Here is a 13,500-nt window from a genome sequence, read left to right as displayed (position 1 = left end):
GGGAGAGTCAGCGCACCTGCGCGCGGTGCTCCATCGCCGCGCGGGCGCTGTCCTCGTCCCCGTACACCTCGCACATATGGCGGCCGTCGGGCGTCGCCGTGTGCTCGACCTCCCACAGGCTTGTCTCGCTGCCGTCGAGCAGCAGAAACCCGTGCTCGTAGAGCGTGAAGCCGGCGTCTTTGCCCTCCACCCGGCACTGGCGGCCGAACACCTGGGTGATGTGGTGGGCGAAGGCCGCCCGCAGCCGCCGGGCCGTCTCCTCGCCCGGGCGGTCCGCGTTCTCCGCGCGGCGCAGGACCCGGCGCGCATGGTCGGCCGAGTCGTCCGGGACGTACATCCGGGGCATCGGGGCCGGCGGGGTGGCCATCAGTGAGGCGAGCAGCTCGAAGTCCGCGTCGAAGTCGTCCTCGAACCCGCCCAGCGGGCCGCGGTCCCCGTCCGCCGGGGAGGCGGGCGACAGCCGGGACGCGGCCAGCCGGGCCTCCGCCTCGACCTCGTACAGCTCGTGCTGCTCCTCGCCATCCCGGCCGGTGTTGTGCACCAGCTCCCAGAGGGTGAGCGAGCTGCCGTCGCTGAGGAGATACGCATGCCGGTACAGCGAGCGGTGCAGCGCCGCGCTGTGGTGCGAGGAGTGCAGCGAACTGGCGTGCGCCAGCGCCGAATCAAGCCGCTCGACGGTCGCGTCGGGCAGCTCGAAGGAGTTGAGCGCCCGACCCAGAAGTCGCTCAAGATGGCTCTCGGTTGTCTCGTGCGGATCGTTCAAGGTCGGTCTCCAGGCCGTCGCCACATGTCACTTGATGATTGCTAAACGTAGCCCCTCGCTCTGACAACGCGTCTGTGGTTCGGCAAAACGAAGGGGGCGCATATGAGGTTCCCGTGCGCCCCCGGCCAACTGCCACACCTTTCCGGTCAGTCGGAGGAGCCGGGGGAGTGCGGCCCGAGACCGTACAGCGCGCGGTACGAGGGGAAGGTCCCGCCGGGCCCCTCGACGGACTCCGCGGCCAGGACCGCCCGTACGATCGCCCTGGTCACCAAGGACGCACCGGCCGCCAGCAGCGCGTTGAGCGCCAGCGGGTCCGAGGCGTCCAGGGGACCCGCGCCGCCCGTCGCCAGAGTGAAGACGGTGTCGCCGTCATGGAGCAGATGCACGGGGCGCACGGCGCGCGCGATGCCGTCGTGCGCCGTGCCCGCAAGCTTCTGAGCCTGGGCGCGGGTGAGCTCCGCGTCCGTGGCCACCACCGCGAGTGTGGTGTTGAGCGGCGGCGGGCCCATCTTCTCCCGCAGCTCTGCGAGTGTCCGCTCGGCGGCCGCGCGCGTCTCGGGGGAGGGCGCCGCGACGCGGCCCGCGACATAGTCCTCCAGCCGTCCGTACAGCGCTCCCGTACCCGGATCGACCACCGACCCCGCAGCATTGGCGACGACCAGCGCGGCGACGGTGACCCCCGAATCCAGCCGGGTGCTCGCCGTGCCGACGCCGCCTTTGAGCGGGCCCACCAGCGCGCCCGTCCCGGCGCCCACGCACCCCTCCTCGACCGCTGCCCCCTCCGGCGTCGCCGCCGCCGCACGCACCGCGGCCCGCCCGGTGGCCGCGTCCGGGCGCGCCCGCCAGTCGCCGCCGCGCCCCAGGTCGAACACACAGGCCGCCGGCACCACCGGAACCACCTGCCCCGGACCGGGCCCGACCCGGACGCCGCGCCCCTGCTCCTCCAGCCACGCCATCACCCCGCCGGCGGAATCCAGGCCGAACGCGCTGCCCCCGGTCAGCACGACCGCCTCCACCCGCTGCACCAGGTTGCGGGGGTCCAGGGCGTCGGTCTCCCTGGTGCCGGGCCCGCCGCCGCGCACATCCACGGCCGCGACCGCGCCGCCCTCCGGCGCGAGGACGACGGTCGTGCCGCTGAGCGCCCGCTCGCCCGGCACCCGTGCATGACCGACCCGCAGCCCCGCCACATCCGTCAGCGCATCACGCCGCACCGTCTCGTCCCCGTCCTGCCGAGCCTTCTCCGTCACAACCCCCATGGGTACCACGCGGGTTGACCTGGCGGCGCCTGACGGGACGGCGCTTGACCGGGCGGCGGCAACCGGGTGGCGGTTGACCGGGTGGCGGCTGACGGCCTGCGGAGCTCAGAACCGCAGGATCTCTCTGCTGCCCGCCCGATGGGTGAGCGTCACCCCGACCGCCACCGTCGCCGCCGCGACCAGCCCCGCCGCCAGCACCGCCCATTCCCCGGCGAGAGTGCAGGCGAGGACGCCCAGTCCGCCCGCCGGCAGCGTCAGCTGCTGGGCCGCCCCGCGCTTGAAGTGCCGTGCGTGCAGCAGCCATACGGTCACCATGAACAGCGCCGCCGGGATCGTGACGGCCGCGGCCGCCGCCATGTCCGAGATATGCGCCTTCCCGACGGCATGCTCCACCGTCACCTCCAGCCCCGCGCCGATCGCCGCGGCCGACGCGAAGATCAGATAGTGGCCGTAGCCCCAGGGGATCGCCTCACGGTTGGAGACGAGCCGCTCATGCGCCGGCACCGCGAAGTAGATCCACCAGGCGGAGAAGACGAGCAGGACACCCCCGGCGGCGATCGGCAGCAGCTCGTCGAAGGCGGCATGCTCATCCAGCGCCGACTGGACGCCGATCGTCGCCGCCGTGATCGTCTCGCCGAGTACGATGATCGTGAACAGGCCGTAGCGCTCGACGATGTGATGGGCGTGCCAGGGCGTCTCATGGTCCCGCTCGGCGATCACCGGCACCATCAGCTCGGCCGCCACCAGCACCAGGAACAGCCAGCGCTTCATATCGTCCGGCGCCGCCAGCAGCCCCACCCAGGACGCCTGGCAGATGACAAGGCCGATCGCGTACCGCAGATTGGTGCGCCGGGCCGGACCCGGCGGCTCCGAGGCGGCCGCCCGCAGCCACTGACCGGTCAGCGCGACGCGCATCACCAGATATCCGACGATCGCGACCGTCCAGTCGTTGTCGTTGAAGGCGCGCGGCACACCCGCCGCGTAGATCAGCACGCCGCAGATCTGGACCAGCGTCGCCAGCCGGTACGGCACGTCGTCGCAGTCGTAGGCAGAGGCGAACCAGGTGAAGTTCATCCATGCCCACCACACGCCGAAGAAGACGAAGAGATACCCGGTGACGCCCGTGCCGGCGTGGTTCTCGGCCAGGGAGTGGACGAGCTGCACCCCCGCCTGCGCCACGGCGACCACGAAGCACAGATCGAAGAAGAGCTCCAGCGGGGTCGCGCTGCGGTGCGCCTCGTCGCGGTCGCGGGCTGTCATCCTCCGCCAAGGCCCGCGCGGAGCAGAGGCGGACGGCGACGGCCCAGAAGGCTCCCCGGGCTCGGACGGCCCGCCCGTGGGTGGTGTGGACGTCATGCGTCCAGCACAGCAGAGCGGCTTCGCTTTGGCGCGGTGAGCGGCCCCGGGACACCCGAAGGGCGGCTGAACTGCCCGATTCGCCGTACCCTTGCAGTATGAGCACCGCCCCCGCCCCCGGACCGCGAGCAGCGGAGCGGCTTCGGCAGAAGACCAGTCCCGATCCCCATTCCACACCGAAGCTGATCTTCGACGATCCGCTGGACCAGCAGTCCGCGGACGATACGGACCGTGGGTGGGGCGAGCGGACTCCGGGAAGCGGCGACAGCGCCGCGGATCTGGCGCGCTTCCTCGACGAGAAGCCGCCCCACCACCTCTGAGCGATCAGCCCTGGGGAGACGACCCGCTCGGGACGCTCTGCCCGGGGCCGCGCTGTGCGACCAGGGTGTCGCGGATCTCCTTGAGCACCTCCAGCTCGGTCACCTCCAGGGTCTCCTTCACCCCTTCCCGCGCCTTCTGCGCCTCTGCCCGGCGCGCCAGATACCTGGCCATCGGCAGCACCATCAGGAAGTAGACGACCGCCGCGGTGATCACGAAGCTCAGGGTGGCCCCGAGCACCGAACCCCACATGATCCGGATGCCGATCTCCGTGCCGTCCTCCGCCACCGCGCAGGGGCCCTTGAGGCAGGAGCTGTAGGACTCCAGATCCTTGGTGCCGAGCGCTCCCACCACTGGGTTGATGACGCCCTTCACCAACGTGTTCACGATGTTGGTGAACGCGGCGCCGATGACGACCGCGACCGCGAGGTCGATCACATTGCCGCGCATCAGGAACGCCTTGAAGCCTTCCAGGACGCTCGGCTTCTTCTTGCTGTCGCTCACGCGTGGGCCCTTCTTCGTGTTCAAGGTGGCATCCGGCGAAAGCGAAACCTACGGCAGTGCGGGGCGGCGCTGTCCACTCGGCCCCCGCGATCAGGTGACCTGACGATACGCCAGTACGAGTTCTGGGCGTCCCGGCCGTCGCGGACGTCAGCACACGATCACCGCCAGCCGGGACGTCGCGCCCGCACCCGCGAGCTTGGCGGCGACCTGGCGCGGCGCCGTCAGCACGACGAGCGCGCCGCCGTCGGACGAAGGGGGCAGAGCGGCCGAGGCCGCCGAGGCAGTGGAAGGCTCCGGCGGCCGTGGCACCTCGGCCACCCGGACCCCCGTGGCCACGATGTGCGCCTCGCTCGCCTCCCCCACGGAGGAGAGCGCCGAGGCGATCACATCCACGCGGTCGCCCGGCCGCAGCAGCCTGACCGTCGCCGCATCCGCGATCCGCACCGGCGCCGACACCATCTCCACTGGCGACCGGGCCGGATGCGCCGCTGCTGCCGCCGCTGCCGCAGCCTTGGCGTCCGCGCCCGACCCGGCCGGGCCCCGCGTACCCTCCAGGCCGTGCGCGCTCGAAGCCGCCAGCGCCGCGGCCGTCACCGCGAGCCCGGCTGCCAGCGCCCTCCGGCGGCGGAGCAGCGCCCTGCGCAGCCGCTGCCTCCCGCCCCGTACCCGCAGAGGGGCGAACAGCGGCACCCTGACCGGATCCGGCACCGACTGCGGCAGCCGGTGCGCCGCCGAACACGAGGAAGGCGAATTGGGACCGGCAGAAGCAGAAGCAGAAGCAGAGGCAGAGGAGATAGAGGAGGCAGAGGAAGCAGGAGTGGGGGAAGCAGGAGTGGAGGAAGCAGGAGAGAAGGACATCGCCGTACCGCCCGTCGTGAGAAGCGCGTCGAACCGAACGCCCCTCACGATCCGCCATCCGCCGAAAGCCCGCAGCGGCCTGTGGACAGGCGGGGCCTTGTGGATAACTCCCTCACCCACAAGAGGGGCGCGGGACGGGATCAGGGCAGCGCGATCCCCGGATCCACCCCGTCCAGCGCATGCGTGCACAGGCACCGCCGGGTGTCGGTCTCCGGCAGCAGGGACACCGTCTCGAACAGCACCTTGCGCAGCCGGTCCACATTGGAGGCGAACACCTTCAGCACCTCCTCGTGGGAGACGCCCTCCCCGGCCTCCGCGCCCGCGTCCAGGTCCGTCACCAGTGTGATCGACGTGTAGCAGAGCTCCAGCTCCCGGGCGAGCACCGCCTCGGGGTGGCCGGTCATGCCCACCACCGACCAGCCCATGGCCGCATGCCAGCGCGATTCGGCCCGCGTCGAGAAGCGCGGACCCTCGACCACCACCAGCGTTCCGCCGTCGACGGCCTCCCAGTCCTGTTCGCGTGCCGCCGTCAGGGCGGCCCTGCGCCCCTCGGGGCAGTACGGGTCGGCAGGCGACACATGCACCACGTTGGGGATGACGCCGTCCGGCAGCGGCAGCCCGTCGTAGTACGTCTGCGCGCGCGCCTTGGTGCGGTCCACCAGCTGGTCGGGCACGAGCAGTGTGCCGGGCCCGTACTCCGGCCGCAGCCCGCCCACGGCACAGGGCCCCAGCACCTGGCGCACGCCCACGGACCGCAGCGCCCACAGATTGGCCCGGTAGTTGATGCGGTGCGGCGGCAGATGGTGGCCCCGCCCGTGCCGGGGCAGGAAGGCGACCCGGCGTCCGGCGATCTCGCCGAGGAAGAGGGAGTCGCTTGGGCTGCCGTACGGGGTCTCCACCTGGATCTCGGTGACGTCGTCCAGGAACGAGTAGAACCCGGAGCCGCCGATCACACCGATCTCGGCCGTCTCTGCCGCTGCTGCTGCCGCCGCTGCCGTGGTCGTGTTCGCGCTCGCGGCCGCGTTGGTCGCCCCGGCCGTCTCGGTCGTCTTGGTCGTCGCCATGGCGGTCACAGTAGCCGCACGTTCCGCACGCCTGTGCGCACATGGCGAGGGCCCCGCCGTACAGGGTGTACGACGGGGCCCTGAAGAGCCTGCGGCCCCTGGAGGTCCTGTAGGGCCGTGAGTCAGGCGGCGGCGCCGGAGCCCGCCGCCGCGGCCGGCTTCGCGTCGGAGGACTTCGCCGCCGACGAGCCCGCGGAGGAGGAGTCCGACGAGGACGAGGACGCGGACGCGGTCTTCGACGACGCGGCGGGGGAGCTGCCGGACGAAGCGCCGCGGCTGTCGTTGCGGTAGAAGCCGGAGCCCTTGAAGACGATGCCGACTGCCGAGAACACCTTCTTCAGGCGTCCGTCGCAGCTGGGGCATACGGTCAGGGCGTCATCGGTGAACTTCTGCACCGCCTCGAGGCCCTCGCCGCACTCGGTGCACTGGTACTGGTAGGTCGGCACTTGTCTTCCTCCTGGCACTCTGACTCATTGAGTGCTAACGACACTCCATAGTGACCTATTCCGCTGCTTCAGTCCACCGTCACGGGCACGCGGTGACCGACGCCACGTGCCGCGATCCGTCCCCGCGCCTTCGGCGACAGCCGCGAGCGCAGGGTGACGAGAGTGGCCAGAGCGAGGGCTGTGCCCATCAGCGGCACGGTGAACCCGGCCGCGGAGCCATGGGCGTCGGTGAGCTGTCCGGCCACCGTCACCGCCGAGGCCTGCCCCAGGGCGACCGCGCCCGTCAGCCAGGTGAACGCCTCGGTCCGGGCGGAGGCGGGCACCAGGGTCTCGACGAGCGTGTAGCCGGTGATCAGGGCCGGCGCGATGCACAGTCCGACCAGCAGGCCGAGCGCGGCGAGCAGCGCCGCCGAGTGGACCGCCCACAGCCCGGAGGCGGCGAGGGTCAGCGCGGCGTAGCCCAGGATCAGCCGCCGCCGCGGGCCGCTCTTCCAGGCGATGGCCCCGCAGGCGATGCCGGCGAGCATATTGCCGGCCGCGAAGGTCCCGTACAGCAGGCCGTTGACGCCGGGGTTGCCGATCTCCTCGGAGAAGGCGGTGAGCGAGACCTGCATGCCGCCGAAGACCGAGCCGATGCCGAGGAAGGCGACGGCCAGCACCCGCACGCCCGGCACGGAGAGGGCGGAGGCGTGCGGCGCGGACGCGGTGGCGGCGGGGCGCGGGGCGGGCTGGGTACGGCGCTGGGACGCGAAGAGGAGACCGCCGACGACGGTCAGCCCGGCTTCCGCGATCAGTCCGGCGGCCGGGTGCACGCCGGTGCACAGGGCGGTCGCGAGGACCGGCCCCACGACAAAGGTGAACTCGTCCGTCACCGACTCGAAGGCCGCCGCCGTCGACATCAGCGGAGAGCCCTCCAGCCTGGCCGCCCAGCGGGCCCGCACCATGGGGCCGACCTGGGGCACCGAAGCGCCGGTCGGCACGGCGGCGGCGAACAGCGCCCACAGGGGTGCGTCGGCGAGCGCCAGCGCGGTCAGGGCGCCGCCCGACGCCGCGTGCACCAGTACGCCCGGCATCAGCACCGCGCGCTGCCCGAAGCGGTCCGCGAGCTTGCCGCTCTGCGGCGCGAACAGCGCCATGGAGACGCCGGTGGCGGCGGCGACGGCGCCCGCGGTGCCGTAGGAGCCGGTGGTGTGCTGCACCAGCAGCACGATGCCGATGGTCAGCATCGCGAAGGGCTGCCGTGCGAAGAAGCCGGGGAGCAGGAAGGTCCACGCTCCGGGGGTGCGCAGCAGCTGCCCGTATCCGGGGCGCTTCTCAGTGGCGACCGTGGATGCCACGGCCCTGGCCTTTCTGCCGCCTGGTAGCGCTCCCCGGGGTGACGGGAGCAGCCGAGAGCTGTCCTCTTGCGCGGAACTGCGGTAGATACCGGGGCCCGCTCAAGAGGGCTCCGCGGCCGCCATACGGTCGCGCCAGCTCTGCATCAGGCAGAGTTGGTCGATCAGTGTGCCTTCATGGTACAGGGATCATGGCGGTTCCGCCTGTGAAACCGGCGACATGGATCAATCTCCGCCTGCGATTAACCGGAACATAACCTTCCTGTTCCGTTCTGCCCGGCCCGGCCCGGCCCGGATCCTCCTGGCAGGTCACCACAGCCGCTCCCTAGCCGCTCGTCAGCCGGGACGCGTCCCCAGCCAGTACGCCAGCTTGCCGCCCTGCCCCACGGCCCGCAGCCGCCGCTCTGCCGCGTCCCGCACCGGATCGGTCGCCACCACCAGCAGCTCGTCGCCCTGCCGCAGTGCGGTCGTCGGCAGCGGCACAAAGCTCTTGCCGTCCCGTACGACCAGGGTGACGGCCGCCCCGGCAGGCAGCCGCAGCTCCGCGACCTCCACGCCGTGCATCTTCGACCCGTCCGGGATGGACAACGACAGCAGATGTCCGCGCAGCCGCTCCAGCGGGGCGGACTCGATGCCCAGATCGGCGGCCGTGTCCGAGGGGCCGAGCCGCAGGGCCCTCGCCAGCCAGGGCAGCGTCGGCCCCTGCACCAGCGTGTACACGACGACCAGCACAAAGACGATGTTGAAGACCCGGTCGCTGCCCCGGATGCCGGACACCATCGGGATCGTCGCCAGGATGATCGGCACCGCGCCGCGCAGCCCGGCCCAGGACATCAGCGTCATCTCCTGCCACGGGACGCGGAACGGCAGCAGGCCGCCGAACACGGACAGCGGCCGCGCCACCATCGTCAGCACCAGCCCCACCGCCACCGCGGGCCAGAAGTCGTCGACCAGCTCATGCGGGGTGACCAGCAGGCCGAGCAGCACGAACATCCCGATCTGGGCGATCCAGCCCACTCCCTCGGCGAAACCGCGGGTCGCCGGAGCGTGCGGCAGCCGTGAGTTCCCGAGGACCACCGAGGCCAGATAGACGGCGAGGAAGCCGCTGCCGTGGGCCATGGCCCCGGCCGCGTACGCCGCCACCGCGATCGCCATGACGGCGATGGGGTAGAGGCCGGACGCGGGCAGCGCCACCCGGCGCAGCCCGTACGCGCCCAGCCAGCCGACCGCGACGCCGACCCCGGCGCCGATGGCCAGCTCCAGCGCGATCTTGCCGATGAGCAGATACCACGCGTCGACGGGGCCGGTCGTGGAGAAGGCCACGACCAGGATCACCACGGGGGCGTCGTTGAAACCGGACTCCGCCTCCAGCACGCCCGTCACCCGGGAGGGCAGCGGCACCTTGCGCAGTACGGAGAAGACGGCGGCGGCGTCCGTCGAGGAGACGACCGCTCCGATGATCAGGGATTGCCGCCACTCCAGCCCCACGAGATAGTGCGCGCCCGCCGCGGTGACGCCCACGCTCACCGCGACGCCGACGGTCGCCAGCACGGCCGCCATCGGCAGCGCGGGTCTGATCTCCTTCCACTTGGTGCCCAGACCGCCCTCGGCCAGAATCACCACAAGGGCCGCATAGCCGATCACCTGGGTCAGTTCGGCGTTGTCGAAGCGGACGTTGAAGATTCCGTCCTGGCCGATCGCGATGCCGATCCCCAGGTAGAGCAGCAGGCTGGGCAGCCCGCTCCGGGAGGAGACGCGCACCGCGGCGACCGCGATGAGCAGCACGAGCGAGCACATCAGCAGGAGTTCGTTGAGCTGGTGGACAGTCAGCGGCCGGTCCTTCCTGTCAGGTGCGCTGCTCGGCACATGTCCGACGCACATGCGTTGTCGTATTTCGTTTTGTTACCTTACCTAATCATTAACGTTTCCCTGATGCGTCCGAACGGGTGTACGGGGCGCGAGGGGCGGATCAGCCGGTCTTACGGACACCGCCGTGGGGGCGGGCCGGGCGCTGCGCCTACAGTTGCTCCAGCACTCCAGGACCACCCTGCCCCTCGAAGGACAGCGATGCCCTCCAACACAACCGCCTCTTCCCCCAAGAAGAAGAAGGGGCGACGCGCCCGACTGCTAGTCGTCGTCCTGGTGCTGGCGCTTATCGCGGGCATCGGGTATGGGGCGTACTGGAGCGTCGGCGCCGTGCGCGCGTCCTTCCCGCAGACCACCGGGACCATAGAGATCGCGGGTCTGAGCGGCCCGGTCGAGGTCAAGCGCGACGACTACGGCATTCCGCAGATCTACGCGGACAGCGACGAAGACCTCTTCCGCGCCCAGGGGTTCGTCCATGCGCAGGACCGCTTCTGGGAGATGGACGTACGCCGCCATATGACCGCGGGCAGGCTCTCGGAGATGTTCGGCTCGGGGCAGGTCGAGACCGACGCCTTCCTGCGGACGCTCGGCTGGCGGCGGGTGGCGCAGCAGGAGTACGACACCAAGCTGTCCGCCGAGGCCAAGAAGAACCTCCAGGCGTACGCGGACGGCGTCAACGCCTACCTGGAGGGGCGCGAGGGCAGGGACATCTCGGTCGAGTACGCGGCGCTCGCGTTTTCCAACGACTACACGCCCGAGCCGTGGACCCCGGTGGACTCCGTGGCCTGGCTCAAGGCGATGGCGTGGGACCTGCGCGGCAATATGCAGGACGAGATCGACCGCTCGCTGCTGACCAGCAGGCTGGACGAGAAGCAGATCAAGGAGCTGTACCCGCCGTATCCGTACAACCGGAACAAGCCGATCGTCGAGGAGGGCGGGATCGACCCCGTCACGGAGAAGTACGACCCGGACGCCAAGCCCTCCGACGACTCGGGCGGAGAGGGGTCGTCCTCGGACGACGGCTCGCCCTCGGGTGACGGCTCATCATCGGACGACGGCTCATCCTCCGGCAGCGGTACGGGAACGGGCTCCGGCACGGGCTCCGGTACGGGCACGGGCGTCGGGTCCGGCTCAGGCGCCGGCAGCGGCGCGGGAACCGGGGGCTTCTCCTCCCAGCTCGCCGCGCTCTCCGACACCCTCGACGCCATCCCGGAGCTCCTCGGCCCCAACGGCAGCGGCATCGGCTCCAACTCCTGGGTCGTCTCCGGCACGTACACGACCACCGGCAAGCCGCTGCTGGCCAACGATCCGCACCTCGCCCCGCAGCTGCCCTCTCTCTGGTACCAGATGGGCCTGCACTGCCGTAAGGCCTCGGACTCCTGCACGTACGACACCGCCGGCTACACCTTCTCCGGCATGCCCGGTGTGATCATCGGCCATAACCAGGACATCGCCTGGGGCTTCACCAACCTCGGCGCGGACGTCACCGACCTCTATCTGGAGAAGCTCGACGGCGAGGACTACCTCGTGGGCGACAAGTGGAAGAAGCTCACCGTCCGCGACGAGGTCATCAAGGTCGCGGGCGGCGCGGACAAGAAGATCACGGTCCGCTCGACCGAGCACGGCCCGCTGGTCTCCGACCGCAGCACCCAGCTGGAGTCGGTCGGCCAGCGCGCCCCCGTCGCCAACTCCGCCCCCGACCGCGCCACCGGCTACGGCGTCGCCCTCCAGTGGACCGCGCTCCAGCCCGGCACCTCCATGGACGCGGTCTTCAGCCTGAACCGCGCCAAGGACTTCAAGGACTTCCGGGCCGCCGCCAAGCAGTTCGAGGTCCCCTCCCAGAACCTGATCTACGCCGACGCCAAGGGCAACATCGGCTACCAGGCCCCCGGCAAGATCCCCCAGCGAGCCAAGGGCGACGGCAGGACCCCGGCGCCCGGCTGGGACCCCGCGTACCGCTGGAAGGGCTATATCCCCTTCGACGAGCTGCCGTACGAGTACAACCCGGAGCGCGGCTACATCGTGACCGCCAACCAGGCGGTGGTCGACGCCGGGAAGTACCCGTATCTGATCACCGAGGATTATGGCTACGGCGCGCGCAGCCAGCGGATCAACGATCTGATCGAGTCGAAGATCCAGGGCGGCGGCAAGGTGTCCACCGAGGACATGCGCACCATGCAGATGGACAACAGCAGCGAGATCGCCAAGCTGCTGACTCCCTATCTGCTGAAGATCGACGTCTCCGACCCATATGTGCGCGAGGCACAGAAGCTGCTGGAGGGCTGGGACTACACCCAGGAGCCCGACTCGGGCGCGGCCGCGTACTTCAACGCCGTCTGGCGCAATGTCCTCAAGCTGTCCTTCGGCAACAAGCTGCCCAAGGAGGTCCGCGTCGAGGGCGAGTGCCTGAACGTCCGCCCGGCCGATGACACCGCTCCCGACGACGACCTGGGCGAGTGGGTGCGCGAGTGCGGCGAGCGCGACGGCGACTCCGCCCAGCCCGACGGCGGCGACCGCTGGTACGAGGTGGTGCGCCGGCTGCTGAAGGACGAGAACAGCCAGTGGTGGCGCTCCGCTGGCAGCCGTACGGACAAGGCGACCGCCACCCGTGACGAGCTGCTGGCGCGGGCCATGAAGGACGCCCGCTGGGAGCTGACCGCCAAGCTCGGCAAGGACGCCTCCACCTGGACCTGGGGACGGCTGCACCAGCTGACCCTGAAGAACCAGACCCTCGGCGCCGAGGGGCCCGGCTTCCTGCAGCACATCCTCAACCGCGGCCCGTGGAACCTGGGCGGCGGCGAGGCGGCCGTCAACGCCACCGGCTGGAACGCGGCCGCCGGATACGACGTCGTCTGGGTGCCGTCGATGCGGATGGTTGTCACCGTCGGCGACTGGGACAAGTCCCGCTGGATCAATCTGGCCGGCGCGTCGGGGCACGCGTACCACGCCCACTACACCGACCAGACCGACAAGTGGGCCAAGGGCGAGCTGCTCGACTGGGCCTTCGGGAAGCAGGCGGTCGACGCGGCGACCGTCGACACGCTCACCCTCACCCCGAAGGGGTGAGGCGAACAGGGCCGGACAGAGGGGCGGCCGACGGGGAGGCCAGAGAGATGGCCAGAGGTGACTAAGCGCGCCGCCCGTCAGGGAAGCGCCTGACCGACTCGGGCGTCACCACCGCGTGCACGGGGTGGTCGTGCGGCTCCTCCGGGACCCGTCCGACCACCTCGTTCGCGTACAGCAGCACCACCAGGGCGGGGTCCGCGCCCGCCGCGGCGAGCCGGGCCAGCACCCGGTCGTACGAGCCGCCGCCCCGCCCCAGCCGCATGCCCCGCATATCTACGGCGAGACCCGGCAGCAGCACGGCGCCGGCCTCCAGCACGGCCTGCACGCCGAGCCGTTCGCCGGCCGGCTCCAGCAGTCCGAGGCGGGCGCGCGCCAGCCGCTGCCGCCCCTCGTACACCGCCCAGTCGAGGTCGTTGTCCTCCCGCAGCACCGGCAGCAGGACCCGTACGCCGCGGTCGCGCAGCGCATCGAGCAGCACCCGGGTGCCGGGCTCGCGCCCCACCGAGACGTATGCTGCGACCGTGCCCGCGTCGGCCAGCTCCGGCAGGGCGAGCGCATGGCGGGAGAGATCCGCGGAGGCGGCCCGCGCCTCATCGGGGGACAGCCGCCCCCGCGCGTCGAGGAGTTCACGCCGCAAGGCTGCCTTGGCGGAAGGATCGGGCATTCCGT

General features: G+C 71.2%; 12 protein-coding genes. 2 read left to right on the top strand and 10 right to left on the bottom strand.

Annotated features, from left to right (window positions below):
* Positions 1-7: 7 nt before the first annotated feature.
* The 3 genes from OF819_RS15040 to OF819_RS15030 all read right to left on the bottom strand — a co-directional run bounded on the left by OF819_RS15040 (position 8) and on the right by OF819_RS15030 (position 3,279).
* Positions 8-763 (bottom strand): DUF6227 family protein, encoded by a 756-nt coding sequence (locus OF819_RS15040; RefSeq protein WP_267244017.1) that lies wholly within the window; start codon positions 761-763, stop codon positions 8-10.
* Positions 764-909: 146 nt separating this feature from the next.
* Positions 910-1,974: a P1 family peptidase gene (locus tag OF819_RS15035; protein ID WP_267244113.1), complete on the bottom strand. Its 1,065-nt coding sequence runs from the start codon at positions 1,972-1,974 to the stop codon at positions 910-912.
* 150 nt (positions 1,975-2,124) lie between these two features.
* A complete protein-coding gene (locus OF819_RS15030; protein ID WP_267244016.1) occupies positions 2,125-3,279 on the bottom strand; it encodes a low temperature requirement protein A in 1,155 nt (384 codons plus the stop codon).
* A 194-nt stretch (positions 3,280-3,473) separates the two neighbouring features.
* Between OF819_RS15030 and OF819_RS15025 the strand changes: the two genes are divergently transcribed.
* Positions 3,474-3,695: a hypothetical protein gene (locus OF819_RS15025; RefSeq protein WP_267244015.1), complete on the top strand. Its 222-nt coding sequence runs from the start codon at positions 3,474-3,476 to the stop codon at positions 3,693-3,695.
* 4 nt (positions 3,696-3,699) lie between these two features.
* On the opposite strand, the gene mscL is transcribed toward OF819_RS15025, so the two are convergent.
* From mscL to OF819_RS14995, 6 genes are all read right to left on the bottom strand, one after another.
* Positions 3,700-4,197, bottom strand: coding sequence for a large conductance mechanosensitive channel protein MscL (mscL, locus tag OF819_RS15020; RefSeq protein WP_267244014.1), 498 nt, complete (start codon positions 4,195-4,197; stop codon positions 3,700-3,702).
* 147 nt (positions 4,198-4,344) lie between these two features.
* Positions 4,345-4,887: an RcpC/CpaB family pilus assembly protein gene (locus OF819_RS15015; protein ID WP_323748929.1), complete on the bottom strand. Its 543-nt coding sequence runs from the start codon at positions 4,885-4,887 to the stop codon at positions 4,345-4,347.
* A gap of 308 nt (positions 4,888-5,195) precedes the next feature.
* Complete coding sequence (locus tag OF819_RS15010; RefSeq protein WP_267244013.1) at positions 5,196-6,119, bottom strand: S-methyl-5'-thioadenosine phosphorylase; 924 nt, start codon at positions 6,117-6,119, stop codon at positions 5,196-5,198.
* A 122-nt stretch (positions 6,120-6,241) separates the two neighbouring features.
* Positions 6,242-6,565 (bottom strand): FmdB family zinc ribbon protein, encoded by a 324-nt coding sequence (locus tag OF819_RS15005; protein ID WP_267244012.1) that lies wholly within the window; start codon positions 6,563-6,565, stop codon positions 6,242-6,244.
* A 68-nt stretch (positions 6,566-6,633) separates the two neighbouring features.
* The gene (locus OF819_RS15000; RefSeq protein WP_267244011.1) at positions 6,634-7,902 is read right to left on the bottom strand and encodes an MFS transporter; all 1,269 of its coding nucleotides are present in this window, start codon (positions 7,900-7,902) and stop codon (positions 6,634-6,636) included.
* A 333-nt stretch (positions 7,903-8,235) separates the two neighbouring features.
* Positions 8,236-9,696 (bottom strand): potassium/proton antiporter, encoded by a 1,461-nt coding sequence (locus OF819_RS14995; protein ID WP_267244111.1) that lies wholly within the window; start codon positions 9,694-9,696, stop codon positions 8,236-8,238.
* A 270-nt stretch (positions 9,697-9,966) separates the two neighbouring features.
* On the opposite strand from OF819_RS14995, the gene OF819_RS14990 reads away from it, so the two are divergent.
* Positions 9,967-12,831: a penicillin acylase family protein gene (locus tag OF819_RS14990; RefSeq protein ID WP_267244010.1), complete on the top strand. Its 2,865-nt coding sequence runs from the start codon at positions 9,967-9,969 to the stop codon at positions 12,829-12,831.
* Between the two features lie 61 nt (positions 12,832-12,892).
* Here OF819_RS14990 and OF819_RS14985 read toward each other — a convergent pair whose 3' ends face one another.
* Positions 12,893-13,495, bottom strand: coding sequence for a 5-formyltetrahydrofolate cyclo-ligase (locus OF819_RS14985; RefSeq protein ID WP_267244009.1), 603 nt, complete (start codon positions 13,493-13,495; stop codon positions 12,893-12,895).
* Positions 13,496-13,500 lie beyond the last annotated feature (5 nt).

Origin of the sequence: Streptomyces sp. PR69 (assembly GCF_026420845.1) — a bacterium.
Taxonomy (GTDB): Bacteria; Actinomycetota; Actinomycetes; order Streptomycetales; family Streptomycetaceae; genus Streptomyces.
The sequence above is the reverse complement of the archived record's forward strand: the minus strand, read 5'-3'. Positions and strand labels throughout refer to the sequence as shown.

Bases quoted from the DNA above. Each gene is read 5' to 3' on its own strand.
- OF819_RS15030 (WP_267244016.1), bottom strand. From the start codon at position 3,279: ATGACAGCCCGCGACCGCGACGAGGCGCACCGCAGCGCGACCCCGCTG.
- OF819_RS15025 (WP_267244015.1), top strand. From the start codon at position 3,474: ATGAGCACCGCCCCCGCCCCCGGACCGCGAGCAGCGGAGCGGCTTCGG.
- OF819_RS15010 (WP_267244013.1), bottom strand. From the start codon at position 6,119: ATGGCGACGACCAAGACGACCGAGACGGCCGGGGCGACCAACGCGGCC.
- OF819_RS14995 (WP_267244111.1), bottom strand. From the start codon at position 9,696: ATGTGCTCGCTCGTGCTGCTCATCGCGGTCGCCGCGGTGCGCGTCTCC.
- OF819_RS14990 (WP_267244010.1), top strand. From the start codon at position 9,967: ATGCCCTCCAACACAACCGCCTCTTCCCCCAAGAAGAAGAAGGGGCGA.
- OF819_RS14985 (WP_267244009.1), bottom strand. From the start codon at position 13,495: ATGCCCGATCCTTCCGCCAAGGCAGCCTTGCGGCGTGAACTCCTCGAC.